A 24,942-nucleotide genomic window follows, 5' to 3' on the forward strand; every position below is an offset into this window, starting at 1 on the left:
ACCCTCCGTCTAGTTGGCGCCGGCCACGAAGGCCTGGAGCTGGGTCTCGCGCTTGAAGTCGGCCAGGTACCGGGAGGCGGCGTCCTTGGAGGGGAAGCTGCCCATGCGGACGCGGTACCAGGTGCCCTTGTTGGGGACCTCGGCGGAGACGATGTACGGCGCGTAGCCCCGGTCACGCAGCTTCGCGGCGAAACGCTCGGCCTCCGGACGGTTCTGGAAGGCGGAGATCTGCAGGGTGAAGGCACCACCGGGGACGGCCTCGGTGGGCTTCTGGGTGGCCCGGGCGATGGCATCCTTCAGGCCGCTGCCCTGGGTCGTGGTGCGGGTAGGCACGGGAGCGGGCTCCACCTTGCCCGGAGAGGGAGCGGGCTTGCTCTCGGCGACCTTGGTCTCGGCGGGCTTGGGAGCGGCCGGCTTGGACGCGGGGGCGTAGTCGTCATCCGTGGGGCTGGGAGCGGGCTCGACGGCCTCGGCGGACGCGGAATCGGCCACCTTCGGAGCCTCGGCAGGCTCGGGCGGCTTGGGCTTGGGAGCGGGCGGAGGGATGGCGACCGTGACGGTGCCGGGCTTGGAGTTGGAGGGAGCGGGCTCGGAGCCGCTCCTCTTGGTGAGCTCGTCCTGGAAGGTGAGCGGAGACTCGGCCTCGCGGGCCTGCTGGAGGGCCTGGGCGTTGGCGTCGAGCGCGGAGAGGAGATCGGGCGCGGCGGCGGCCTGGGCATTGCCGGCGAGCTGCTTGCCCACCACGACGCCGAGCACGAACACGGCTCCCATCACGATGATCCCCGCGATCAACAGGCTGACGATCTGCCGGTTGTCGAGCGAGACGTCGAACTTCTCTTTCATCCGGTGGGCATCGCGCATGGCGTGGTGTTCCTCGCGTGTACGGCGCCCCGGCGCGGCCACACGAGTGTGTCGCGGCCTGTAGCGTCGAGGTGCGCCGGAAGGTACGCCCCGCCTACAGGTCGGTCAAATTCAGTGCGCGCGATGCGTTACGCCGGGAGCGTTGCGGCACGGCTCAAACAATCCACCCGCCGCCGAGCACGCGATCGCCGTCGTACACCACGGCGGCCTGACCGGGCGTCACGGCGCGGGCGGGGTCATCGAGCCGGATGGACACGAGACCATGGGGAGAGACCTCCACGCGGCCGGGAGCACCGGGGTGGCGGTGGCGGATGCGGATCAGCACGGACTTGTCGGAAGGAGGAGGCCCATCCACCCAGTGGGGCTGGAGAAGACCGAAGGAGTCGCGCGAGGCCTCATCGGCGGGGCCCACGACGACGCGGCGGGTCTCGGGCTCGATGCGCTGGACGTAGCGGACCTCCCCTCCCCCGAGGTTGAGCCCGCGGCGCTGGCCCACGGTGTAGCGGTGCACACCGGAGTGGGTGCCGAGCACATGACCCTCGGAGTCGACGATTTCACCACCGGGCTGGGGGCCGGCGACCTTCTCGACGAAGCCGGCGTAGTCACCATCGGGCACGAAGCAGATCTCCATGCTCTCGGGCTTGTGGCTGGTGGGGAGCGAATGGCGCTCGGCGACGGCGCGGACCTCGGGCTTGGTCATACCGCCGACGGGGAAGACGATGTCGGCGAGCTCCTGCTGACCGAGGGTGAAGAGGAAGTAGCTCTGGTCCTTGGAGGAGTCGACGGCGCGGCGGAGGACATAGCGGCCGTCCTGCTGCTCGACGCGGGCATAGTGGCCGGTGGCGAGGCGGGCGCCGAGGGCGCGGGCGCGCTTGAGGAGGAAGTTGAACTTCACGTCGCGGTTGCAGGCCACGCAGGGGATGGGGGTGCGGCCGCCGAGATAGGACTGGACGAAGGGGTTGATGACCCTGTCCTTGAAGAGGTCCTCGGCGTTGGCGACGTAGAAGGGGATGCCGAGCGTCTGGGCGACGGCGCGGGCGTCATCGATGTCATCGGGACTGCAGCAACTGCCGCACTGGGCCTTGCCCTCGTAGGACCAGACCCTGAGGGTGATACCGATGACTTCGTGACCCTGCTCCTTGAGGAGGGCGGCGGCGGCGGAGGAATCGACTCCACCGCTCATGGCAACGACGACTCGCATGATGTCCCTATGTACACGCCGGCCGGTCCGGGTGCGACAACACCGACGAACCGATCCCCCACTCCGGACAAATCCCCTCTCCCTCTGGGAGAGGGACGGGGTGAGGGTCTATCAACCCTGTCCTAAATACCCGTAACCCCAAGAGAATCCCGTCCCACCCGAGCAAGCCACCGTGCCACGGCCATGTCCGAGCCCCACCAGGCCGGCAGGCAGCCCGAAGGGCAGCGGCGCCCCTCAAGAAACGAGGCGGCGCTGAAGCAGGTCCAGATCCAACCTGTTCAAAATCTCGGCGGTGATGGGCCGCTTGGAGTCCCAGAAGATGAGCGACTCGAAGAACTCGCGAGCGGGCCGCGAGTCCAGCAGACGCATCACCTGCATCGCCCGCGCTTCCGTCTCACAGCCCACGAAGTAGACGGTGTCATCGAAGACGACGGGCTTCTGGCCCATGGGAGGAACGACGCGGAAGTTCAATTTCTTGTAGAGGCCAGAGATGGCGACCTTCCAGGGCAAGAAGGTGTACTCCCCTACCCCGAACACGGAGAAGCGAGGCCTGTTGCGGTAGATGCTGCTCGAGCGGGCATCCAACAGACCGCCGTGTTCGCACAGATACCTCCAGGTCCTGGGGGCAATCCGCGCGATGGGGGCGGTGTCCTCCCCCACCCTGCGTTGAGGCACGAGCACCCAGGTGCGCGGAGCTTCGGCCTTCGCGGAAGCGACGTGAGAGCTCTTGAAGAGAGGATACAGGTAATCCTGTTCGATCCTCACCGCCTCACCCAGACCATTGACGAGCGTGCCGTCGGACTCGCGCAGTTCCATGACCCTGGCGCAGTCATGCTTCAATCCCGAGCGCCAGAGGGGCACACCGCCCCTGCTGTCCAACTCCACCCAGCGGTCATATTTCGACGTATCGGAGACGAGGGTCTCTCCGCGAACGCCGAACGAAGAGGATGGAGCCTCCGCATCCAGGGAATCGAACTCAGCACAGATGGGAGAATCAGCCCCATCGAATCGGCAGTAGAGCAGACACGCATCCACACTGACGCCAAAGAAGCGCTGCGCATCCAGACGGAAGAGAGCCGCCTTCGACAGACCCAGCTTCGTCGACCATGCGTGGAGCAGGACCTTCCTGGCCACGGAAGTCTTGCACAACATCGCCAGGCGTCCACGCCGCTCCGAAAGCAGCTCGAACAGCCGCACCAGCATCCATTCGGAGATATCGAAATTGCTCTTGCCCGTGATGGCCTGGATGCCGCTGCGTCCCTGGAAGTTGACCTTCGCTGGCAGATTCGATCCCCCCACCAGCGAAATCCCCGCATTGGTGACCCAAGGGGGGTTCCCGATCACCAGGACGGGGTCCGGCAGGTCGCGCAGCAGTTCCCGCCAGTGGAACGTGAAGAAATCACCTTGCAGGACGCTCGACCTGGCGCTCCTGGGAACCCTCGCGAGCGCTTCACGCGCGCGGGCGGCGTAGTCGACGTTGATCTCGACCCCCACCGCCGCCTCGAGCTGGCGGAATCCCTCGAGCGCGGCCACGAGGAGGTTCCCCACGCCACACGTCGGCTCCAGGACGGAAGCCGGCGCTTCACCCAGCGCGATCAGCCGGGCGACGACCCGCCCGGCAAGCTCCGCCGGGGTCTGGAAGTCTCCAAATTCGACTCTCGCCTTTTTGATACGGATCCCCTCGAGGCGGGCTCAGGAGCCGCGAGCCTTCATCCAGCCCCCAAGAAGCTCCTTCAACTTCTCCGGAGCATTGAGGGAGGGCTCGTCCAGGACCTGCTCGACGAGGAAGCGCGTGGCCTCTCCCACGATGGGCGAAGGACCCACTCCGAGGGCGGCCATGATCGCCCCGCCGTTGAGCGCGAGGTCCTTGCTCGTCAGCGGCGGCTTCGATGCGGCCAGGGCCAGCAAACGGCCGATGAGGACCTCCACGTCCGCCAGACGCTCCGGACTCCGAGCCTGAACACGGGCGCGGGCGACCGCGGTGAGGGCCTCGATGTTCGCGAGCCCCGCCTTCGCGAGCAGCCGGCGGAGCGCGGGATCCGGGTCCCCGACATGCGCCTCGAGCCGGGCGAGCCCGACGAGGAGGCGCACGCGCTCGATGACCTTGGTGGGGAACTTGAGCCGGACACCGATCTCCTCGGCGCCCTGGGGGTCGACGAGATCCGCCAGCAGGGCCGCGAGACGGATCTCCACATCCGCGGGAGCGGAGGCAGCGGCGGTCCGAGCCAGGCGGGCGGCCTCGGCGTCGGCGCGGGCGAGCTCGGGCAGGAACACGTCCAGGAGCCCGGTGTCGGCCAGCAGCTCGAGCCCGAAGGAGGCGCGCTTGGAGAGGAGCAGCTTGACGAACTCCTCGCGGACGCGCTCGTGGGCCACCTTGCGGAACACGGGGAGCGTGGGCGGGATGGCGGCCTGGGTATCGGGGTCGAGCCTGAAGTCGAGCACCGCGGCGAAGCGCACGGCACGCAGGGGGCGCAGACCGTCCTCGGAGAAGCGCTCGAGGGCCGAGCCCACGCAGCGCACCAGCCGGGCCTTCAAGTCCTCCTGGCCGCCGAAAGGATCCACGAGCTCATGGCCGACGGGATTCCAGGCCATGGCGTTCATGGTGAAGTCGCGGCGCGAGAGATCCTTGACGATGTCCTTCTCGAAAGCGACGGCGCTGGGGCGGCGGCCGTCGTGGTAGTCGCTCTCGCTGCGGAAGGTGGTGACCTCGACGTGGGTGTTCCCCGCGAGCACGGTGACGGTGCCGTGCTGGATGCCGGTGGGGATGACCTTGCGGAAGGCGCGCTGGACCTCCTCGGGGAGGGCGCTGGTGGCGACGTCGAAGTCCTTGGGGTGCACTCCCCGGAGACTGTCACGCACGCAGCCGCCCACGAGGTAGGCGGCGTGGCCCAGTTCACGAAGGCGGGCGATGACGTCCAGGACGGGGCGCGGAACGTCGGCGTCGAGCAGGGAGGCAGGCGTCGTCATCCGAGGGAATCCGGCGGGTACGAGAGGCGCGCGAGCGTGTCACAGGCCCTCCCGCGCGAGCAAGGGAAAGGGGCGCCGGAAGGCCTCATTCGCCGTGCCCGGAAGACGGCTCGGGCAACACGGTGAGAATGGGGCGCGCATTCGCCAGTGACGGAGCGAAGAGGGAGGGCTGCCCGGGATCGGCGAACACCGCCGCGAAGTCCTCGGGCGTCAGCGCGCGCACCAGACGGGCCGCGAACGTCTCGCGCAACAGCCGGACATAGTAGTCGACGTCGTAGTCCCTCGGATCGGCCACGGCTCCACCCTTGGAGTCCTCCCGCGAACCGAGCCGGGCGCTGCCATCGTCCCCGGCGTCCGGATCGGGCAGCAGCCCTGCCCTCCCCCGCACCGCGCGATAGACCCGGACCTGCTCGCCGGCGGCCCAGTGTGTTCGCCCGCTCGCCAGCACGGCCTCATAGGGCAGCTCGCGCCTGCGCTCGCGCACGGCGTGGTACTCCGACGGAGTCTTCTTCAGCCGGACATGTGCCGCCACGTCGAGCGTCGGGATGGCCCGCCGGCGCAACGCGGCCACCGTCGCGACATAGGCATCCTGAACGCCCGGAATGTCACCCGCGAGAAGGCAGCGCAGCGCCCGGCGCAGGAACTCCTCGCCGAAGGGCTCCGCCCGGCTGGAGCGGAACGCCACGCCACGCAGGATGAGCTCTCCCTCGTAGGACTGCAGCACGTAGTTCTTCGGCTCGTGCGAGAGCATCGCGGCGTAGCGTCCATCGAACTCGAGGCGGACCCGGGAAGGCAGCAGCGCCGCGACCTCGGAGACCACCCGGCGCTCGTCGGCCTCGCGCCAGTCGTCCGGGACGGCGAAGTACACGCCATCTGTGTCGGCCTCCAGCAACGTGACGCCCCGCCGGGCCAGCTCGCGGCACAGCAGCCCCAGCACCTCGCGCCCGCGCCGCGTCACCTCGTTGGCGGCGTGCACGTCCGCGAAGCGCGTGAGTCCCACCGCGCCGAGGTACCCGTACGCCGAGTTGACGACGATCTTCATCGCCGCGGAGAGCGCCTCGTTCGTGTGCCGCTCCGGTGACCCGGGTGCCGCGGAACGCGCCCGTGCCTTGGCCGCCAGCCGATGATCCACGAGCCGGTCCACCAGCGCGAGCAGCACGCCCAGCCGGTCCCGCCGAGGCCCGATCCGGTACTCGCGCATCAACGAGGGATACAGGCTCGCGACATCGGCCTTCACGACGTGCCGCGCCACCCCCGTGGCGAACAGATGCAGCGCCGCCCCACTGTGCGACGTGCCATCCCCTTCTTCGTGAGCGGGCAGCGCGGCCCCAGATCGGACGTAGGCGCGCACGAGGAGCGGGTCGAGCACGCCGGTGGCGGGACCCGCGTCGGCGAGGCGCTCGTAGCGACGCGGTGCCATGCGAGCGAGCGCGAAGGCCGCCCCGCCGAGAAGGCGCGCGAGGCCGGCGGCTTCCGTCACGTCGTCGCGAGCGTAGCGCCGCACGCGCTCGGGATCCTTTCGGTAGACCTCGTACACGCGGGCACCCGGAATGTGCTCACGCTCGGGACCCGCGAGACCGAAGTGCCGCGCGACGGCCTTGAGCCCGTGGCCCGGCAGATCCCGGGCAGAGAAATCGTGCCGAAGCACTGCGTCCAGGGTGTCGATCAGCTCGCGGCCGGGAAGCGTGTACCGCATGCGGCGCATCGGGTCGGGGGTGCGCCCCATCGAGCCACCTCCGAGCGAGGCCCCTCGAGAGGCGGGGCGCTGCCGCAGCCCGGGCAGGCCGGCGCGCCCCAATGCGAGCGGCACGCGGAGCACCCGTGCACGGCGGGCAACGAACGGCAGGTCGAAGCCGTGCAGGTTGTGGTTCTCGATCACATCCGGATCGATGGCACGGACACGCGCGACCAGACGCTGGAGGAGCTCGGCCTCGGCGGCATCGCCATCGCCGTGCGCCTCGAGGACGTCGGTCCGGCCATCGGGCTCTCGGATGGCCACGAGGAAGATCCGGTCGCGGCCGGGATCGAGCCCGGTGGTCTCGAGGTCGAACTGCATGCGGCGCAGGTCGTCGAACCCGAGATCGCGAAAATACGTGCGCCCCGAGGCCATGAGGTACTGCTCCTCCGGGGGAAGCGAGAGCACCGCGCTCTCACCCAGCTCACGCACGTGCCCGAGCTGGCGGCCGAGTCGCCGTGCGGCACCCTGGAGCACGGCAGCGGCCAGGGCGCGCCCATCGTCCGCGCGGACCACGTAGCGAAGCGCACCGGGCCCCTCGAGCTCCTGGTAGGTCACACAGCGCGGCGCGGGCCCCTGGGACTCAGGCCGAAGCCTCTCCCCGAGGTGCGTCAGGTCGTCCAATGACGCGAGCAGCAACCAGGGGCGGAAGCGCACGTCCTCCCGCACGAGCGCGCCGGTCTCGGGGAGCCGCCGCCAGACGAACGCGCGGCCATCGGGCTCCGCCCACACCGAGACGATGCCCGGCGTGGGATCCCACCCCCAGAGCCATTCGTCCTCCATCAGGTGGGCCATATCACGGGCAACCAGGAGGTGGGGAAACCCTCACCCTCTGAGAACGAGGCAGATGCGCACGGCGGCGTCGACGACCTCGGGAATCGGTTGCGAATAGCCGCTCGCGATCCAAATCAAGGCGATGTGGATGACACCGCCGACCACGCCCGCGCGCAACAGCGGTTCGCCCGCCGCGCGGCTCTCCCCATCCGGATCGAGCGTCCGCGCGATCAGCTCGCCGAGGGCCCGGCGGGATGTATCGAGGGCCTGGTCGACCGCGGGGCTCACGCCGGAGATCTCGACGAGGAACACTCGCGCCGACTGGGGACTGCGCTTGAGCGCCTCGTAATAGGCGCCGAGCATCGCGCGAGCCCGCTCGACGGGGCCCCCCGGAGTCTCCGCGCGGGCCTTCTCCAACTCACCCAGGAGGACCTGCATCACGGCCTGGAACGAGGCGACGAGCAGCTCCTCGCTGTTGGAGAACGACTCGTAGAAATAGCGCTCGGTCAGCCCGGCCGCCTCGCAGACGGCCTTCACCGTCGCGTTGCGATAGCCCTGCTCGCCATAGACCTGGATGGCCGCACCGAGGAACTGCTCACGCCGCTGCGCTCGACGCTCCTCGGCCGAGGAGCCGCGATAGCGTCGGTTGGCCACGGAAGAGGAAGGCATACGACTCCTATTGACATGATCCGTTGTCAGTTCCAAATTGACAATGTGTAGTGTCACTTACTCCGGTGTACGGGAGATCTCCATGGCTGACGGGACAGTACCCGACCAACAGACGTCTGGCGGCTCGGCCGCGAGGACGGAACCCCCGACGGAGCACTTCGACGTGCTCATCATCGGCGCGGGCCTGTCCGGCATCGGCGCGGCGTACCACCTGCAGACGAACTGCCCGGGCAGGACCTACGCCATCCTCGAGGGCCGCGAAGCCATTGGCGGGACATGGGATCTGTTCCGCTATCCGGGCATCCGCTCGGACTCGGACATGTACACGCTGGGCTACTCGTTCCGGCCGTGGACCGACCCGAAAGCGATCGCCGACGGGCCGTCGATCCTGCGCTACGTGCGTGAGACCGCGCGCGATCATGGAATCGACCAGCACATCCGCTTCCGCCACCACGTCAAACGAGCTGCCTGGTCCTCGGAGGAGGCGCGCTGGACGGTCGAGGCCGAGCGCGGGCCCGAGAAGGAGCGCGTCCGCATCAGCTGCAACTTCCTGCTCATGTGCAGCGGGTACTACAACTACGCCGAGGGCTACCGGCCTGAGTTCCCCGGTGAGGCGCGCTTCCAAGGCACCATCGTCCATCCGCAGTTCTGGCCGGAGGACCTGGACTACAAGGGCAAGCGCGTCGTCGTGATCGGCAGCGGCGCGACCGCCGTCACCCTCGTCCCCGAGATGGCCAGGACGGCCGCGCACGTCACCATGCTGCAGCGCTCGCCGACCTATGTCGTCTCGCGCCCGGCCCAGGATGTCATCGCCAACGTGTTGCGCCGCTTCCTGCCGGCGAAGCTCGCCTATGGAATCACGCGGTGGAAGAACGTGATGCTCGGCATGCTCTTCTACATTCTGTCGCGGAAGAGGCCCGAGCGGGTGAAGGAGTACATCGTTGGACTGGTGCGGGAGCACCTCGGTCCCGACTATGACGTCGCGACCCACTTCACGCCGGGCTACAAGCCGTGGGACCAGCGCGTCTGCCTCGTTCCCGACGCCAACCTGTTCGATGCGGTCAAGCAGGGCCACGCCTCGGTCGTCACCGATCAGATCGAGACGTTCACCGAGAAGGGAATCAAGCTCCGCTCGGGCAAGGAGCTCGAGGCGGACGTCGTCGCGACCGCCACGGGACTCAAGCTGCAACTGCTGAGTGACATCGAGTTCAGCATCGACGGCGAGCGGCGCGACCTGTCGAAGACCCTCTGCTACAAGGGCATGATGTTCAGCGAGGTGCCGAACCTCGCCTACTTGTTCGGCTACACCAACGCGTCGTGGACGCTGAAGGTGGACCTCACCGCCGGCTATGTCTGCCGGCTGCTCAACCACATGGCGAAGCACGGCGACACGACCTGCATGCCGCGTCACGATCCCACGGTCGAGGAGCTGCCGTTCCTCGACCTGGCGTCGGGCTACGTCCAGCGGGCGTTCGACCAGATGCCGAAGCAAGGCTCGAAGCGGCCATGGCGGCTCTACCAGAACTACGTGCTCGATCTGTTCACGCTGCGCTTCGGCAACGTCGATGATGGCACGATGCGGTTCTCACGCGCGCCGAAGCCGGTGACGACCGGACGACCCCAGCTCGAGGCGGCGAATACGTTCGAGGCCGCCTGAGGCAAGCACCCTCGCGTTGACACGGGTACAATTGGAAACTAGTTTAGTTACAGTTCGAGCCCGCCGATGAACACCAGCAGCCGCTTCACAGTCGCCATCCACATCCTCACCCTGCTCGCCCACGGCGGGGGGGAGCAGATGACGTCGGAGTACATCGCGGGGAGCGTGAACACCAACCCGGTCGTCATCCGGCGGCTGCTGGCGCTCCTGCGCGAGGCCCGGCTGGTCACCTCCCAGGTCGGCGCGGGAGGAGGCTGGCAGCTTGCCCGGCCTCCCAAGGGAATCACCTTGAGGGACATCTACCGTGCGGTGGAGGGTGGAACCCTCTTTCCCCTCCACAGCAACACGCCCAATCCCCTCTGTCCCGTGGGGAGTACCATCCAGTCCGCGCTCACCGGGCACTTCGAGGAGGCCCAGCTCGCGATGGAGAAGGACCTCGAGCGCACGACCGTCGCGGACCTCGTCAAGGAGATAGGCACGCTCCGCCCGTGACAAACGCTCCAGCACCAGCGCGCCACGGTGACCTACTGCGTGCCGCCAGTCGGAGGCTGAAGAAGACGGGGCTCGTGGCGGCCCGGTCCGGTAAATAGAGCTCGCTCCGACACCTCCCCGGCCTCATGGGTATGGGCCACTCCCAAGCGGAAGAAGCTCACCGTTTGCTGCAGGCTCTGCGCCTGCGCCGCCATCTCCTCGGCGGTGCTCGACAACTCCTCCGCCGACGTCGCGTTCCGCTGCGTCACCTCGTTCAGCTCGACCATCGCCTTGTTGATCTGGCCGACGCTCGACGACTGCGCGCTCGAGGTGGCGGCAACGCCCTTCAGCAGCTGCGACGTCGTGCCGATCGCCGGGACGAGCTCTCGCAGCCGTTGGCTCGACTTCTCGGCGATCTTCACGCTGTTCGACGCGACCGTGACGATCTGCTTCGCGGCGCCCTGGCTTCCCTCCGCGAGCTTGCGAACCTCGGACGCGACGACCGCGAAGCCCCTTCCCTGCACACCCGCCCGCGCGGCCTCGATGGAGGCATTCAGCGCGAGCAGGTTCGTTTGATAGGCGATCTCCTCGATGACGGAGATACGCGAGGCGATCTGCTTCATCGCCTCCACCGTCTCGGCCACCGCCCGGCCGCTCTCCTCGGCATCGACCGCTCCCTTGTGAGCGATCGCCTCCACCTGGCGGCTGCCGTCGGCGTTCTTGATGATGGACGCGCTCATGAACTCGAGGCTGGTCGTCATCTCCTCGAAGGTCGCGGCCTGCTCGCTCGTACTGCTCGCGAGGGACTGTGATGTCGTCGATACCTGCGATGCGGCCGACGCGAGCGCCGCTGCGCCTTCGCGGACCTCGCCAATCACCTGCGCCAGCCGATCGCGCATCGAGCGGAACGCATCGGCGAGAATGCCAATCTCATCCTCGGACCGGTGGTCGAGAGCGACGGTCAGGTCGCCGTTCGCGATACGGGTGGCGACGGAGGAGATCGTCTCGAGCGGCTTCGTGATGCGGCGGATCACGAGGAGGACGGCGATGCCGAGCGCGAGGAGCGAGATCGCTCCGAGAGCAAGCGTGAACCGCCTCAGCTCATGAGCCGGCGCGAGCACCTTGTCGAGGGGAGCGAAGACGGCGAGCGCCCAGGGCGTCACGGTCTCACCGACGCGGAGCGGAACCACCACCTCGATCGTCCCGGTGCCGAGCACCTCCGATGGGACCTGTGCGGTGAGCGCGCCCTCGCTCGAGAGAGCGGTCTTCATCAGGTTCTCGGCGGGAGAGGTGCCGAGTTGCTTCCCGCGTCGCGCCGCGGACGGGTGCGCGACGAATGTGCTGTTGTTCGAGACGAGCACCGCATACCCCGTATCGAAGGGGGTGATCTCCGAAACCTGCTTCTGGACCTGCTCGAGCGCGAGATCGGCACCGACGACGCCAATGACCTTGCCCTCGAGCAGGATCGGCACGGACACACTCGTCATCAGCACCGGCCTTCCGGCCACGGTGTAGGCGTAGGGATTGATGAGCGTCTCGTTCCCGCTCCTGCGCGCGAGGAGGTAGAAATCGCCCGCGCCGTCCTTCTCGTAATCGACCACTGGCTCCAGCTTGAGCTGTCCGTCGCCGCGGTTCCAATACGGGATGTAGCGTCCGGTGGAGTCCGTGCCGGGCGTGTTCACGTACTTCGCATCGAGCCCGTCGAACGCGTTCGGCTCCCACACCGACCAGAGGCCGATGAGCTTGGGGTTCTCCGCGAGAACCTTCTGGAGCGATGCGTCGGCGAGGCGGCGATCGGCCAGACCGGCGACCTTCTGGGCCGCGAACGCCTGCGCGAGCGTCCGGACGGGGATGAGCGCGGCGTCGAGCTCCGCGTTGATGATCCGCGCATGGCGCTCGGCCATCTGCATGACGGTCTGAGTCGCCTGCTCCTCGGCGACACGCGAGGACTGGTGATTGACGACGAGAACGAGAACGCAGAGCGCGATGCTGATGACACCGCAGAGGGCGACGAGGAGTTTCGCCGCCAGGCTCCGGGTGAATCGCAGGGCGGTGGAAGTTTCTTGGTTCATCCACCCAGAAGTAGAGCATGGGGCGCGTGGTTGGCTTCGAGCACGCCGTAGGAGCCAGGGCTCGGCTGGTTCCTTCGACCACCTTCCAACCAAGAGGAGCGAGAGCGGTTCCAGGCAGTCCGGGCCTCACCCATTGGCCGCTCGTAAGGCGGCTGGACGCCCGCGTCAGGAGCCGGTCGCGGGCGTCTTGTCCCGGGGCAGCATGCGGCCGCCAATCATGCTCACGCGCCGCTCCAGCAGGCGCTGGCGCGCGTCGGAGCAGATGTCCTCGGGCTTCCACTCGAAGGCCCGATCGAACTCCACCTGGACCGACGCGACACCCTCCTCCGCCATCAGGCGCTGCTCGATTTCGCGCATGAAGTAGGCGGCCATCATGCACATGGGCGAGGTGAGCTGCATGCGCACCGTCACCCGCCCCGCGTCGTTCTCCACCTTCTGGAGCAGTCCCATCTCCCCGATGCTCAGCGGCACCCCGGCGCCGTAGCTGCACGGGTCCGGGATGGACTGGATGCGAGCCAGCAACTCCGCTTCAGTCGGCATGGTGCTCCTCCCGGAAGCTGTAGGGACCCGGCGTCCCGTTGGCGCGCTCCTTGGAGAAGGCGTCATGGGCGATGCGGGCTTTGGCGGCGGCGATATCGATGCCCGCGTACCGGGCATAGTTCTCGCCGAGAATCATCCGCTTGACCTCGGGCGTTACCTGCATGCCCGCCACGCTCACCAGATCGTCCGGGAGCTGGAAGTCGTTCCAGAACTTCCGCAGCGCCGGCTGCGGGTGGCAGAACACCGAGCCGGAGCCCCACATGATCTTGGAAGGCCCCGCCCATTTGAGCAGCCCGGCCAGGGCCTCGGCGAACCAGCGCTCGCGCTTCACGATGAGCGCCCCCGTCACCTCGAGGTTCACGTACACGTTGGGGAACAGGGAGAGCTGCATCCCCGTCTCGTCGAGGAACGCCATGCCCCCGTGGACGATCTCGAAGTTCAGCTCGGGGAAGGCATCCGCCGCGCCGCCGATGTCGTCCACCTTGTAGGGCTCGAGCGGCACGGCGCCCATCGGCAGGCCCTTGTGGACCGCGATGTTCTTGATGCCCAGCTTGCGCGCGCGCTCGAAGAGCGGGAACGCGATGGTCGGGTCATCCATGCGCCAGCCCGTGTGGCGGAACGACTCGCCCAGCCAGGCCGCGGGATAGAGCTTCAGCCCGCTCGGCTTCAGCGCTTCCACCTGTTGCTCCAGCTCCTCCAGCGCCGCGGTGCCACGCAGCGGGTCCACTCCGGCATAGACGAGGAAGCGGTCCGGGTAGAGCTTACGAAGCGCCAGTGTCTTCTCGAACGAGCACAGCCCGTCGCTGTAGAGCGTCTGCAACGGCAGCACGTGGTGCACCGCGAGATCGATGTCGCTCTCCACGAAGAGGATGCGGGCCAGCTCCTTGACGGACCAGTCCTTGAGGAAACGCTCCGCCTGCTCGATCCGGTAGCCATCCCCCGAGAAACCGGTGTGAAGCCCGAAGATCAGCTGCGCCAGGGACTCGGCGTACCTCCCCGCACGGTAGTTGGACGGATGGAGGTTGTAGGCATGTGTTACCGCATCGACAACGAAGGCGTCACCAATCACCAGGGAGTCCTTTTCGAGTGAAAGGACAGATTACCACCACCGGAGGAGTGGCCGCGCAGCTCACTCCGACGAGACGCCGATTTTCGGACGGGGACGTACCCCAAAGCTCGTGAGGACGTTTTTCACGACGCGCCCCCACAGGTCCTGGTGGTCACTCGGCTGCGCGGCATTTGGATTGTCAGCGCGGTACAGCGACCAGCTCGCACCAATGGTGCCGGCGTAGAACACCTCACCGCCCTCTGGACGCTTCCAGTAGATCACCTGGCTGTTGAGGTACTCTGCCTTCAGGCTTTTTTTGTCGATGGTCTCGACCTTGTAGTTCCAGACGGTGTCTGTCTTGTTGGGGTCCTCGGCCGTGTGCACCTGGCTGGACGCCAGGATCTCCAGGTTCTCGAGCGGTGGAATGCCGGAGTCCTGCTGCTCCTCACTGACGAGGATGTCCCACTCGTGCCCCACGGCCCTGTCCGCGAAGGTGGCGCCATGGGTGAGGCCGGTGCCCTCGAAGAAAGGATGGTTCGGGTTCGTGCAGCTGTAGGGACGACGAGCGTCGTTGGTCTCGTTATCGGAAATGAAACCCGAGCTCTCCATGCCGAGAAGCTTCCAGCACGGGTAGCCGCTCTTGCGCATCAGGCTGCCGTACTTGCCATCCGTGCTATGGTAGCACTCCCATTGCGCGGCGTACGCGCCCGCCCCCGCGTTTTCAAATTGCGAGGGCTTGCGGCACTCCATCACCGACAGGCCCTCATCGAAGCTCACGCGCCAGAACATCGTATTGCCCGACAGCACGATGACCTTGCCGCCACGCCCGAGGTAGCGCTCCAGCCCCTGGTAGACCTCGGCCGACCAGTACTCGCTGTGCCCGTTGATGATGACGACCGGATAGGCCTGCAGGATGTCCGGCTTGCGCTGCAGGTCGAAGTCGGAGAGGACGTCGAAGTCGTAGCCCTGCTGCTTCAGCCAGCGGTGCAGGAAGCGTTCGGCTCGGGTCAGATGGCTGTAGCCGACCGTGTCCTCGGGACTGTAGACGTAATACGGGGCCGCGGCTGGCCAGGGCAGGTTCAGGCCCATCCTGTACGTGGGCTGGCCGTTGCAGAGCAGGCCTCCCACGCTCTCGTAATGGTGGTTCCGGTAGAAGTTGTAGTTCGGGGCTTCGGGCGGGCCGTCCAGTCCCTCGGGCTGACCCGGATACCACCGCTGGCGCGGGTTGCTCATCGCCGTGTCATTCTTCACGAAGGGCGTGCAGCTATAGGCGAGCCAGCTATTGGTGGCGGCGAGCACGAGGATGGGGTTCTTGGGCGCTTCCGCGGGCTTCCGGACCACGAAGGTCACGTCGTAGAGGTCCTTGTAGAAGCCTGCCTTCTCCTTGTCGTCCTCGTACCGCTGACCCGTGTCATCCTTGTTGTAGCGGATCCGTCCCACGTAGATGCCCGGCTCAAGGTTGGAGGGCAGCGGAAAGGAGTGGGAGACCTCCCAGCCGGCGTCGTACAGGTCGTCCGAGGCGAAGCGCAGGCCGTGGCCTCGCGTCTTGTCCTGGGCCGGGTCATAATCCTTATTGAACTTCGAGTCGTCGTTGGGGTCGATGGTCGGCCCGAGGCTCGGGCCGCCAATCTGCCAGGTGGCACCGTTGATGATGCGCCCATGGAAGCCATTGTCGCTGATGTCCTGGAGGGTGGTGCCCCGCTCCTCGCTCATGGGCCAGCAGGCCAGCACACCGGTCATGTCGTCGGGCGGCTGCACGCCGTTGTCGGTGTCGCGCTGGGCGCAACGCCGGGCAATCTCCTCGGGGGTGAGTGCCCGTGTGTAGATGACGGGAACGGCCAGGTCCCCGTCGAGGAAATTGCAGGTGCGCCCGTCCTTCCCGTAGGCGGCCAACCGGAGCGGCGCGGTGCCCGGCCGGACGGAGCGGCTCGTGGAGCTGGGTGTGGACTCGTCCACCTTCTGGCCGTCGATCCAAAGCGACATGACCTGGCCGTTCCAGACGCCGACGACGTGGTACCAGGGGGCCGGGGTGTCATCACAGAAGGCGAGCGGAGCCGGACTGAGGAGCTCCCACTCCGCGTTGTAGAGGCCTCCGTCCCCACAGTAAAACAAGACATTGCCCTTGTCCGTGAGGAACAGACCAAAGCCACACTGGGTCGAGTACGAGTAGCTCGTCAGCAACCCCTGCCAGCTCTTACGATTGCTCAACTTGTTCGTCCAGGGGCGGACCCAGCACTCGAGCGTCAGGGCCGCGAGGTTCTCGTTGGGCAGGGTCTTGGTCACCGTCACGTATGAGCCGGGGGTGATGGGCTGCTGCCGCGGCCCACTCGTGAAGGCGGGCGGCAGCTCTTTGTCGTCTTCATCCGGGCCATCCAGGTTGGGCCCCAGCTGTACGACCGAGAGTTTGTAGGGAACGTCGCTGCTGACCCGGAAGTGGATGGTGTCGCCTGCGGCAACGCTCTTCTCCGCGTACGCATGGACTCCGGGTGGGATGAACTCGAGCGGTTTCTCTTCTTGTGCCATGGACAGAGCCCCTACGGGCGGCGGTGCTTCCCGTCCGCCTCATGCCGGTCCGGGGCCGCGCCACGGCATCATCAGAGCACTGCGCGTCCGGGCAAGCTGTGAGCAACCTCTCAGCAACCGGGAGAAGCCCGTCACAGCCCCCCAGCGGCGGCACCCGGGGGGCGCCCGGTGCGCCGCCGAGACGCATAGGAGGGGCTGGACGGGACTCCTCACCGAAAGGAAGTAGCATTCCGGGATGTCGTCATTGATCTGGAGAGCCGGATGGACACCGTTCACTTCCACCCCCACGAGCAGGTCCGCGAGCGAGCGGAAGAGGCCTTTCGCGAGCACCACGCGCGCCTCTCCTCCTTGCTGCCATACGCGGACATCCAGCACGTGGGGAGCACGGCGGTTCCAGGGGTTCGGACGAAGGGGGACCTGGACATCCAGGTGCGAGTGCCGAAGGAGCGCTTCGCGGAAGCAGACGCGCTCCTGGCCACGCGCTACGCGAGGAACGAGGGCAGCGAGCGAACGCCCGAGTTCGCAAGCTTCCACGACGAGTCCCTCCCGGTGCCACTGGGAATCCAGCTCACCGCCATGAGGGGCAGCCATGACTTCTTCTCCCGGGCGAGGGATGTGCTGCTGGCGAGCCCCGAGCGCGTCGCGGAGTACGACGCGCTGAAGGAGCGGTGGAAAGGCGGGTCGATGGAGGCCTACCGCGAGGAGAAGTCGGCGTTCTTTGCAAAGCTGCTGGGCTCGCGGTAGCGAGTGAGCATGCGCATTCGCGAACCTGGTCTCGCGCGCCACGGTGGCCCCCCTGCTGGCGCGCTCACCTCATCTCCAACGCCCTCATCCGGGCCTTGAGCGTATTGACCGCGATGCCCAGCTCCTGAGCGGCCCGGGTCTTGTTGCCCTGGTGCTTCTCCAGAGCGGCCTGGAGCTCCTCCCGGGTCAGGTCCGCGGGCCGCTTGCGCGAAGGCACGGGCAGCTCCGGGATCGTCATCGTCGCCCTGGACGCGGAGACGGGCTCCACCCCCGAGAAGCCCACCTGCCTCTGGACCAGATAGCTCTTCACCGCCTCCAGCGTGATGACGGTCCGCCGGTGCTCGATGCCCTCGAGCGATTGGAGCGCCACCTCGCGGGCCACCACCGTCCGCACCGTCGACTCCAGCTCGCGGATCTGCCCCGGCCAGCTCGCCTTCTGCAGGAAGGCGATGGCATCGCTGGTGAGCTCGGCGTCGTACTGCTGCTCCACCTTCAGCCGGTGCAGGAAGGTTTCCACCAGATTCGGGATGTCCTCGCGCCGCTCCTCGAGCGTGGGAAGGAGGATGACGTCTCCCGTCGCCAGCCGCTGCGTGAGATCCGGCCGGAGACCGGTTTGCTTGAGCGGCACCTTGGAGGCGGAGATGAGCCGGAAGCGGGGCGGTGGCTCACGGTAGTCCGCGGGGGCGCCCAGCGGCGCCAGGCTGCCCGTGCCCTCCAGCACGTCGATGAGGAAGTCCTGTGCGAGACGCGGCAGGAACTCCACCTCGTCCAGGAAGAGCGTGCCCCGGTTGGCGCTGTAGAGCTTGCCCACCCGGGAGATGGCATCCGTGAAAGCGCCCTTCACGTGTCCGAGCAGCTCGCTGGTGAGCGCGTTCGTGTCCTGCGGCAGCCGGCCGCAGTTGAGGATGACGAAGTTGCCCTCGAGCCGGCTGCGGCTGTGGATCTCCCGCGCGATGAAGGTCTTCCCCGTGCCCGACTTGCCCAGCAGGAACACCGGGAGCTGGTGCCGGGCACAGACGTTGATGGCACGCTCGAGCCGGACCGTCTCGGGCGACCCCGCCTGATGGGAGCGAGGGCCCGCCACCAGTCCGTGCGGCACCTCCTCCAGGAGGGTGATGCGGCTGCGGCTGTTGCCCAGCAGGATGACGTCACCTGCCTCCAGCACGTGGTCCCTCGAGGCCCAGATCTCCTGGAAGTGCCTGCGCTCGTCCCCCTCCACCTGGACATCGCTGCGGCCCAGGAAGCTGTGGTTGCGCGAGTTGAGATCGCGGTACACCCAGCGGTGATCCTCGCGGAACGACAGCCGCCCGTGCTGCCGTGACACCGCGTCGTGCGGGAAGACGACCGTGGACTCGGGCGCCCTCCCGAAGACATACGAGCGATCCGGGTACAGGGGGACGATCAGATCCTCGACGCCCTCACGCTGGACACGCAACGCCCGGGGCTCTCGGTACGGAGCATCCTCCACGTCCCGCCCGGAGGCTGGCTCCCCCTGCACGCGCAACCGGCCACCACCGTTGGTGGTGGACAGGTCGGGCGTCCAGTGGACAGGCGGGCCGAGGGAGGGCTCCGTGAGCGCCTGGATGAAGATGCTGGTCTTCTCGAGCGATGGGCCGCGCGCCTCCTCTTCCTCGTCATCGCCTGGCCACTCCCGGGTCGTCATGCCTGCCCCCCTCCCGATTGATTGCCGTCAGCCTTGATAGCAGTTTTGACGAGTCGATGCCGACAGGCTCCCGGATGACGGGTAGCAACCGGGCGCAACCCCTTGAAATGACTTGGAGCCGGGCTGACAGGGGGCCCGGCACGCGCCGTGCTCTGGGTGGAACCCATCAACCCATCGAACCGGTTGATGACCACGCCTCGCCATCAGGAGCACACGTGTTCTTCATCACTGTCAGACGCATTGGAAAGAAGGGCAGGCAGACGGGGACGCTGGCGTCGCGCGAAGTCAGCATCGGCCGCGCGGCGGAGAACGATCTGGTCCTCGAGGACGCGCGCGTCTCGCGCCTGCACTGCCGGCTGTTGTCGGTCGAGGGTGGGGCCGTCGTGATGGACGAGCGCTCGCGCAACGGCACCTGGCTCAATGGCGAGCCCCTGGCCCATCCCACGTTCTTCACCTTCCACGACGAGCTGGTCGTTGGCCCCTATGCGTTGAGGGTCCAGTCGCTCGTCGGACGCTGCACCACCGGGCAGCCCCACCTCCACGCGGGACTGCTCGAGCTGGACGGGAACGAGCGCCAGGCGCACTTCTTCAACCGGGCCCACCTCGAGCGGTTGCCGGTGCGGCTCCCCCGCTTCGTCACTCGATGCCGAGCGCCTGCATCCGTGCCTTGACGTACAAGTAGAGGCCGGCGCTCAGCCCTCCTCGACGATCCGACGGCCCGTCCGCACCACCGCCTCGACCAGCGCGTCGATGTCCTCGAAGCGGGTGCGGTGGTTCACGAAGCAGCAGCGCAGCGCGAACCTGCCTCCGAGCACGGTGCTCGAGGGGACGGCGAGCCCCGACTCCTGGAGCCGCAACAGGAGCTCCTGGTTCACGCGGTTCAGTGCATCGCCGTCCCGTCCCTCGCGCTTGAAGCGGAAGCACACGATGTTGAGGGGCACCGGTGCGAGGAACTCCAGCTCGGGGTGCGCCGACACCCGCTCCGCCAGGTATCGCGCCTGTTCGACATTCTGCTCGATGAGCCCCGCGAGGAGCCCGACGCCGTGCGCCTTGAGGGCCATCCACACCTTGAGGGCTCGGAAGCCGCGCGTGAGGTCGATGCCCCGGTCCGCGAAGGGCAGCCCTCCGGAGATGACACCGCGCTCCAGGGTGGCCAGGTAGCTCGCGCTGCTCGCGAAGGCCGCGCGATGGACCGCCGCGTCCCGGACGAGGACACAGGCCACGTCGAAGGGCTGGTACATCCACTTGTGGAGATCGAACGCGAGCGAGTCGGCCTGCTCGAGGCCCTGGACGACGGGACGGAGCGCGTCGCTCATCGCCGCGAGCGCGCCGAAAGCTCCATCGATGTGGAACCAGAGCCCCTCCTCCTGGCAGAGCGCCGCGAGCCCCGGCAGATCATCGGTCGCGCCCGTGTTGACGGTGCCAGCGGTGCCGATGACGCAGAGGGGGTGAAGACCCTCGCGGCGATCCGCACGGATGGCCTGGCGCAGGGCACCCAGGTCCATGCGAAACGCCGCGTCCACGGGGATGAGGCGCAGCGAGCGCCGCCCCAGGCCGAGCAGCTCCACGCTCTTGGTGGCCCACCCGTGAGTCTCCGTCGACGCGTAGACGACGAGCCGCGGCCCCTCCCGCTGCAGCCCGTGCTCCCGCACATCGAAGCCCGCCCTCGCGTGCCGGGCGACCGCGAGGCCGAGCACGTTCGCCATCGTGCCCCCGAGCACGAGCAGGCCACTGGCGGAGTCCGGGAAGCCCACGAGCCGGGTGAGCCAGGCAAGGACCTGGGACTCGACGAGGGCCGGCGCCTGGTCGAAGCCCGCCATGTGCGGATTCATGCCCGCGGCGAGCATGTCGGCCATCATGCCGAGCGGCGTACCGTTTCCCTGCACCCAGCCGAAGAAGCGCGGGTGACGATTGCCATTGGAATAGGGCAGGACGTACTCGAGGAACTCACGGTAGGTGGCCTCGGCGCCCTGCCCTTCGCGGGGGAGCGGCTCGCGCAGGTGGTGCCGCACGTCGCCAGACATGGGCTGCCAGGCGGGCTGGTCGTGCAGCGTCCGCAGATGCTCGACCATGTCATCGACCATCTGGTGCGCGAGCCGGCGGAAGGAGTCCCAGTCCGCTGGATCCAACGTCAGCTCAGGTGTCGGGGTCTTTCGCGTCGTCATCACGCGGCACTCATAGCGTGGACGCGTGCCCCTGTCTGGCCGTTTCCGGACCCCGGAGCGGCGCTCATCGCCTTGTTGAGCTGGCCGACGCTCGACGACTGCTCGCTCGATGTGGCGGCAACATCCGGCGGGCAAAATGCAACTATGTTGCATAAGCATATCTGTTTCCGGGCCGGGGAAACCCCCGTGATCGCCGCGAACATCTGTGCGTCTCGTGGTTGAAGCCATGCGAGAGTACGCATCGTCCATGGGGACGATGGGGCCTGGCGAGCCGTCACAGTTGAGAGCAGCGAGGAGAGCATGTCCGAAGTCGTGAGTACCGGGGCCCTGGAAGCGATCGGGCTCGAGCACCGCTACGAGTCGAAGACCGTTCTGCGGGGGTTGAACTTCACCGTGGAGCCCGGCCAGATCTATGCCCTGCTCGGCGGCAATGGCGCGGGTAAGTCGACGACGCTCAGCATCTTCCTGGGCCTGGTTCGCCCGACGGCGGGGCAGGCCAGGGTCTGTGGTCACGACGTGGCGGTCGATCCCCGGGCCGCACGGTCGCGGCTGGCCTATGTCCCCGAGAACGTGGCCCTCTACGAGCATCTCAGCGCGCGGGAGAACATCGACTACTTCTTGACCATCGCGGGAAGCGAGCAGCGGTCATTGTCGGACATCGACGAGGCGCTGGAGGCGGTCGGACTGGCGCGCGAGGCGTGGGGAAAGCGCGTGGGCGGGTTCTCCAAGGGCATGCGCCAGAAGGTGGCGATCGCTCTCGCCATCGCCCGGCGCGTGCCGGTGCTCCTGCTGGACGAACCGACCTCTGGCCTGGATCCGCGAGCGACCGGCGACTTCAACCGGCTGCTGGACACGGCTCGCGCGCGCGGCGTCGCCACCCTGATGGTGACGCACGACCTGCTGAGCGCCGTCGAGATCGCCGACCGGATCGGCTTCCTGGCGCGGGGCCGGCTCGAGGAGGAACTGGCCGCCACCGGCCAGGAGCGGTTCGATGTCAGGGCCCTGCATCAGCGCTATGCTCACGCAGGGGAGGCCTCATGAGCCTCCGAAGCGCGAGGGTGCTGAGGGTCTCCGCCGAGGAGTGGCGGGCCCTGGTGCGAAACCGGGTGGCGATGATCGCCAGTCTCACGCTTGCGGCCCTGAGCGTGACCTCGGCCATCCTGGGAATGGAGCAGCGTAACGCCACGGAGGCGGCCAGGGCCCGCTATCAGGCCACGGCGGACGAGGCGTTCGACGCTCAGCCGGACCGCCATCCGCACCGGATGGTGCACTATGGACAATTCGTCTTCCGGCCGCTCTCGGCGCTGGCTTTCTTCGATCCGGGGGTGGACGGCTTCACCGGTAACACGGTGTTCCTGGAGGGGCACAGGCAGAACAGCGCCAACTTCAGCGAAGCGCGGCAATCCTCGCTGCTGCTGCGGTTCGGCCAGCTGACGCCGGCCTTCGTGCTGCAGACCCTGGCGCCACTGCTCATCATCTTCCTTGCCTTCGGTGCCATCGCGCGGGAGCGCGAGCAGGGAACCCTGCGGCTGCTCCTGGCCCAGGGATTGCGGCCGTCCGAGCTCGCCGCGGGCAAGCTGTTGGCTCATGCCGGTGTGGTGGCCGCGGTCGCCGCGCCGGCCCTTCTGGTGCTGGCGATCGCGGCACTCGCCGGCTGGGCGCCGCCAGTCCCAAGCCTGCTGATGGTATCCGGCTATCTTGTCTATCTGACCATCTGGGCGGTCGCGGCCCTGTTCGTGTCGCTGCTGGTGCGGCGCGCCCGGGACGCTCTGCTCATCCTGGTCGCGGCCTGGATGGGGGGCGTCATCCTCGCTCCGCGGATCCTTCCCGAGATCGCGGTGGCGCGGATTCCGACGCCGACGCGTATCGAGACGGACGTGGCGATCCATCGTGAGCTCAAGCAGATCGGCGACAGCCACAATCCGGACGACCCCTACTTCTCCGAGTTCAAGGCGAAGACCCTCGCTAGATATGGCGTCGAGAAGGTCGAGGAGTTGCCAGTCCAATGGGCGGGTCTGGTCGGCATGGAAGGAGAGCGCCTGACGAGCGGCCTGTTCGACCGCTACGCGCGGGAAGCCTTCGCAAGAGAGGCCGAGCAGAACCGGCTCGTGCGCCAGTTCGGTGTCCTCAGCCCGCTCATCGCCGTGCGCCAGCTCTCCATGAGCCTGGCCGCCACCGACACCGAGAGCCACCAGGACTTCCTCGAGCAGGTGGAGCAACACCGCTATCGCTTCGTCCAGGCGCTGAACCTCATGCAGGTGATGAAGATCCCCAACCGGAACGCCGGAGAGGACCCCCGGATATCCGCCGATCATTGGAAGACGTTGCCGAGCTTCACCTATCGGGCGCCGGACGTGCTCCAGCTCGCGAGCGAACGGATCCGGGCCAACCTTCTGGTTCTGGTCTGCTGGCTGGCGGTCTTTCTCGTGGGTTGCGGTCTGGCGGCCCGTCGTCTGGAGGAGGCCGCGCGATGAGTGCCTGGAAAGCTGATTTCAGATTGCTGTTCCGGGCACCGTTGAGTGTGGGCGCGCTCCTGCTGCTCTTCATCCTGTCCGCCCTGTCGGTGGCGGCGGGCCTCGCGGCGACCGCTCGGCAGGAGGCCGTCATCGACCGGGTGGAAGCCGCTCAGCGGATGGATCTGGCCTCGGTGGCCAAGGATCATGGCAAGCCCGACGGCAACGCGGGCTCCGCTGCCTACTACACCTTCCATCTCACCTCGGACCCGCCGTCGCCCCTGGCCTTCGCCGCACTTGGCCAGCGGGATGTGCAGCCCTATGTCCTGCGGGTGCGGCTGCTGGGCCTGCAGTCACAGCTCTACGAATCCGAGACCTTGAACCCGGAGCTCGCGCTTCCAGGCGCCTTCGACTTCGCCTTCGTGCTGATCTACCTGGCTCCGTTGATCATCATCGCCCTGATGCACGACTTGGTGTCGGGCGAACGTGAGGCGGGGCGGCTCCGGCTTCTGGTCTCCTTGCCGGCGTCCGGTCGTGGGGTGTGGATGCGTCGCAGTGCCCTGCGCTATCTGCTGGTCCTGGGCGCCCTGCTCGTGCCGTTCGTGATCGGCGCCGCGCTCACCAGGGCCCCGGTGGCGGGGACCTTCGCGATCGCCCTGGCGACGGCGCTCTATGTGGCGTTCTGGTTGGGGCTGGCGCTTCGTGTCACCACCTGGGGCCGGAGCTCGGCGGCCAACGGCGCCGCGCTGGTCGGATGTTGGATCGTGCTGACCCTGCTGGCGCCCGCGCTGGCCAACGCAGTGATCTCCCGTGCCATCCCCGTGGCCAAGGGCATCGACCTGACCCTGGCCCAGCGCGAGCTGGTGCACCGCGCCTGGGACATCCCCAAGGAGGAGACCTTCCGTCCCTTCTTCGCCAAACATCCGGAGTGGCGCGACACGCCGCCGGTACCCGGTCGCTTCCATTGGAAGTGGTACTACGCCATGCACGAGGTGGGCGATGACGGGGTCGCAACCGAGGTCACGGAATACCGCCGGAGCCTGACGGCCCGCGAGGTGTGGACCGCCCGGCTCGGCTGGTTCCTACCGGCGGCCGCCGTGCAGACCATCCTCCACAGGACCGCGGACAGCGACCTGTGGGCGCATCTGGCGTACCAGCGCAGCATCGAACAATTTCACACGCGGCTTCGTGACTTCTACTACCCGTACATGTTCCATGAACGGCCGTTCCAGATGGCCGACTTCGAGCAGATGCCCCGCTACCAGCCCAGGCCGTCGAGCGCCTCCCTGCCGATGTCACCGATGGTCGGGCTGCTGGTGCTGGCGGCACTCGTCTCCGGGGCCGCCGTCACCGGCGTGCGGACCCTGTCGTCGTCAGCGGCCCGGGAGTGAGCAGGCGG

The 24,942-nt window shown here is 67.6% G+C and carries 19 protein-coding genes; 7 read left to right on the forward strand and 12 right to left on the reverse strand.

Annotation, left to right across the window (positions count from 1 at the left end):
* Positions 1-9 precede the first annotated feature (9 nt).
* From NR810_RS35230 to NR810_RS35255, 6 genes are all read right to left on the reverse strand, one after another.
* Positions 10-861 carry an SPOR domain-containing protein gene (locus tag NR810_RS35230; RefSeq protein ID WP_257458931.1) on the reverse strand — a complete coding sequence of 284 codons (852 nt, stop codon included), beginning with the start codon at positions 859-861 and terminating at the stop codon, positions 10-12.
* A 154-nt stretch (positions 862-1,015) separates the two neighbouring features.
* Entirely contained in the window at positions 1,016-2,062 is a 1,047-nt protein-coding gene (mnmA, locus tag NR810_RS35235) for a tRNA 2-thiouridine(34) synthase MnmA (protein ID WP_257458932.1), read from the reverse strand.
* A gap of 234 nt (positions 2,063-2,296) precedes the next feature.
* The gene (locus tag NR810_RS35240; protein ID WP_257458933.1) at positions 2,297-3,610 is read right to left on the reverse strand and encodes a hypothetical protein; all 1,314 of its coding nucleotides are present in this window, start codon (positions 3,608-3,610) and stop codon (positions 2,297-2,299) included.
* A gap of 144 nt (positions 3,611-3,754) precedes the next feature.
* Positions 3,755-5,029 carry a CCA tRNA nucleotidyltransferase gene (locus NR810_RS35245; protein WP_257458935.1) on the reverse strand — a complete coding sequence of 425 codons (1,275 nt, stop codon included), beginning with the start codon at positions 5,027-5,029 and terminating at the stop codon, positions 3,755-3,757.
* Between the two features lie 85 nt (positions 5,030-5,114).
* Positions 5,115-7,547 carry a DNA polymerase domain-containing protein gene (locus NR810_RS35250; RefSeq protein WP_257459020.1) on the reverse strand — a complete coding sequence of 811 codons (2,433 nt, stop codon included), beginning with the start codon at positions 7,545-7,547 and terminating at the stop codon, positions 5,115-5,117.
* Positions 7,548-7,589: 42 nt separating this feature from the next.
* Positions 7,590-8,207 carry a TetR/AcrR family transcriptional regulator gene (locus NR810_RS35255; protein WP_257458936.1) on the reverse strand — a complete coding sequence of 206 codons (618 nt, stop codon included), beginning with the start codon at positions 8,205-8,207 and terminating at the stop codon, positions 7,590-7,592.
* An 82-nt stretch (positions 8,208-8,289) separates the two neighbouring features.
* Between NR810_RS35255 and NR810_RS35260 the strand changes: the two genes are divergently transcribed.
* Both NR810_RS35260 and NR810_RS35265 read left to right on the forward strand, forming a co-directional pair.
* On the forward strand, positions 8,290-9,864 hold the full coding sequence (locus tag NR810_RS35260) for a flavin-containing monooxygenase (RefSeq protein ID WP_257458938.1): 1,575 nt from the start codon (positions 8,290-8,292) through the stop codon (positions 9,862-9,864).
* 66 nt (positions 9,865-9,930) lie between these two features.
* Entirely contained in the window at positions 9,931-10,356 is a 426-nt protein-coding gene (locus tag NR810_RS35265; protein ID WP_257458941.1) for an Rrf2 family transcriptional regulator, read from the forward strand.
* Positions 10,357-10,388: 32 nt separating this feature from the next.
* On the opposite strand, the gene NR810_RS35270 is transcribed toward NR810_RS35265, so the two are convergent.
* From NR810_RS35270 to NR810_RS35285, 4 genes are all read right to left on the reverse strand, one after another.
* Positions 10,389-12,407: a methyl-accepting chemotaxis protein gene (locus NR810_RS35270; RefSeq protein WP_257458942.1), complete on the reverse strand. Its 2,019-nt coding sequence runs from the start codon at positions 12,405-12,407 to the stop codon at positions 10,389-10,391.
* A 165-nt stretch (positions 12,408-12,572) separates the two neighbouring features.
* On the reverse strand, positions 12,573-12,947 hold the full coding sequence (locus NR810_RS35275; RefSeq protein ID WP_257458943.1) for a metal-sulfur cluster assembly factor: 375 nt from the start codon (positions 12,945-12,947) through the stop codon (positions 12,573-12,575).
* Positions 12,937-14,016, reverse strand: coding sequence for an amidohydrolase family protein (locus NR810_RS35280; protein ID WP_257458945.1), 1,080 nt, complete (start codon positions 14,014-14,016; stop codon positions 12,937-12,939). Before NR810_RS35280 ends, NR810_RS35275 begins: the two co-directional genes overlap by 11 nt.
* 60 nt (positions 14,017-14,076) lie before the next feature.
* Positions 14,077-16,518 (reverse strand): LamG domain-containing protein, encoded by a 2,442-nt coding sequence (locus tag NR810_RS35285; protein ID WP_257458947.1) that lies wholly within the window; start codon positions 16,516-16,518, stop codon positions 14,077-14,079.
* A gap of 261 nt (positions 16,519-16,779) precedes the next feature.
* Between NR810_RS35285 and NR810_RS35290 the strand changes: the two genes are divergently transcribed.
* A complete protein-coding gene (locus NR810_RS35290; RefSeq protein ID WP_257458949.1) occupies positions 16,780-17,262 on the forward strand; it encodes a GrpB family protein in 483 nt (160 codons plus the stop codon).
* Between the two features lie 64 nt (positions 17,263-17,326).
* Here NR810_RS35290 and NR810_RS35295 read toward each other — a convergent pair whose 3' ends face one another.
* Positions 17,327-18,925 carry a sigma-54-dependent Fis family transcriptional regulator gene (locus NR810_RS35295; protein WP_257458951.1) on the reverse strand — a complete coding sequence of 533 codons (1,599 nt, stop codon included), beginning with the start codon at positions 18,923-18,925 and terminating at the stop codon, positions 17,327-17,329.
* 215 nt (positions 18,926-19,140) lie between these two features.
* Here NR810_RS35295 and NR810_RS35300 point away from each other — a divergent pair, with 215 nt between their 5' ends.
* Positions 19,141-19,596 (forward strand): FHA domain-containing protein, encoded by a 456-nt coding sequence (locus NR810_RS35300; protein WP_257458953.1) that lies wholly within the window; start codon positions 19,141-19,143, stop codon positions 19,594-19,596.
* Between the two features lie 21 nt (positions 19,597-19,617).
* Here the strand turns inward: NR810_RS35300 and NR810_RS35305 are convergent, their stop codons facing one another.
* Complete coding sequence (locus tag NR810_RS35305) at positions 19,618-21,090, reverse strand: pyridoxal phosphate-dependent decarboxylase family protein (RefSeq protein WP_257458955.1); 1,473 nt, start codon at positions 21,088-21,090, stop codon at positions 19,618-19,620.
* A gap of 300 nt (positions 21,091-21,390) precedes the next feature.
* On the opposite strand from NR810_RS35305, the gene NR810_RS35310 reads away from it, so the two are divergent.
* The 3 genes from NR810_RS35310 to NR810_RS35320 are packed head-to-tail and all read left to right on the forward strand — an operon-like array spanning position 21,391 to position 24,934.
* A complete protein-coding gene (locus NR810_RS35310) occupies positions 21,391-22,131 on the forward strand; it encodes an ABC transporter ATP-binding protein (RefSeq protein ID WP_257458957.1) in 741 nt (246 codons plus the stop codon).
* A complete protein-coding gene (locus NR810_RS35315; RefSeq protein ID WP_257458958.1) occupies positions 22,128-23,564 on the forward strand; it encodes an ABC transporter permease in 1,437 nt (478 codons plus the stop codon). Before NR810_RS35310 ends, NR810_RS35315 begins: the two co-directional genes overlap by 4 nt.
* Positions 23,561-24,934, forward strand: a complete 1,374-nt coding sequence (locus NR810_RS35320; RefSeq protein ID WP_257458959.1) for an ABC transporter permease — start codon at positions 23,561-23,563, stop codon at positions 24,932-24,934. The genes NR810_RS35315 and NR810_RS35320 overlap by 4 nt, the downstream gene beginning before the upstream one ends.
* The last annotated feature ends 8 nt before the right edge of the window (positions 24,935-24,942 follow it).

Source organism: Archangium lipolyticum, from assembly GCF_024623785.1.
GTDB lineage: Bacteria > Myxococcota > Myxococcia > Myxococcales > Myxococcaceae > Archangium > Archangium lipolyticum.

What these genes read in the sequence shown, in the direction of transcription:
- NR810_RS35230 (WP_257458931.1), bottom strand. Translation starts at nt 861, where the DNA reads ATGCGCGATGCCCACCGGATGAAAGAGAAGTTCGACGTCTCGCTCGAC.
- mnmA (WP_257458932.1), bottom strand. Translation starts at nt 2,062, where the DNA reads ATGCGAGTCGTCGTTGCCATGAGCGGTGGAGTCGATTCCTCCGCCGCC.
- NR810_RS35245 (WP_257458935.1), bottom strand. Translation starts at nt 5,029, where the DNA reads ATGACGACGCCTGCCTCCCTGCTCGACGCCGACGTTCCGCGCCCCGTC.
- NR810_RS35250 (WP_257459020.1), bottom strand. Translation starts at nt 7,547, where the DNA reads ATGGAGGACGAATGGCTCTGGGGGTGGGATCCCACGCCGGGCATCGTC.
- NR810_RS35255 (WP_257458936.1), bottom strand. Translation starts at nt 8,207, where the DNA reads ATGCCTTCCTCTTCCGTGGCCAACCGACGCTATCGCGGCTCCTCGGCC.
- NR810_RS35260 (WP_257458938.1), top strand. Translation starts at nt 8,290, where the DNA reads ATGGCTGACGGGACAGTACCCGACCAACAGACGTCTGGCGGCTCGGCC.
- NR810_RS35265 (WP_257458941.1), top strand. Translation starts at nt 9,931, where the DNA reads ATGAACACCAGCAGCCGCTTCACAGTCGCCATCCACATCCTCACCCTG.
- NR810_RS35270 (WP_257458942.1), bottom strand. Translation starts at nt 12,407, where the DNA reads ATGAACCAAGAAACTTCCACCGCCCTGCGATTCACCCGGAGCCTGGCG.
- NR810_RS35275 (WP_257458943.1), bottom strand. Translation starts at nt 12,947, where the DNA reads ATGCCGACTGAAGCGGAGTTGCTGGCTCGCATCCAGTCCATCCCGGAC.
- NR810_RS35285 (WP_257458947.1), bottom strand. Translation starts at nt 16,518, where the DNA reads ATGGCACAAGAAGAGAAACCGCTCGAGTTCATCCCACCCGGAGTCCAT.
- NR810_RS35290 (WP_257458949.1), top strand. Translation starts at nt 16,780, where the DNA reads ATGGACACCGTTCACTTCCACCCCCACGAGCAGGTCCGCGAGCGAGCG.
- NR810_RS35295 (WP_257458951.1), bottom strand. Translation starts at nt 18,925, where the DNA reads ATGACGACCCGGGAGTGGCCAGGCGATGACGAGGAAGAGGAGGCGCGC.
- NR810_RS35305 (WP_257458955.1), bottom strand. Translation starts at nt 21,090, where the DNA reads ATGACGACGCGAAAGACCCCGACACCTGAGCTGACGTTGGATCCAGCG.
- NR810_RS35310 (WP_257458957.1), top strand. Translation starts at nt 21,391, where the DNA reads ATGTCCGAAGTCGTGAGTACCGGGGCCCTGGAAGCGATCGGGCTCGAG.
- NR810_RS35315 (WP_257458958.1), top strand. Translation starts at nt 22,128, where the DNA reads ATGAGCCTCCGAAGCGCGAGGGTGCTGAGGGTCTCCGCCGAGGAGTGG.
- NR810_RS35320 (WP_257458959.1), top strand. Translation starts at nt 23,561, where the DNA reads ATGAGTGCCTGGAAAGCTGATTTCAGATTGCTGTTCCGGGCACCGTTG.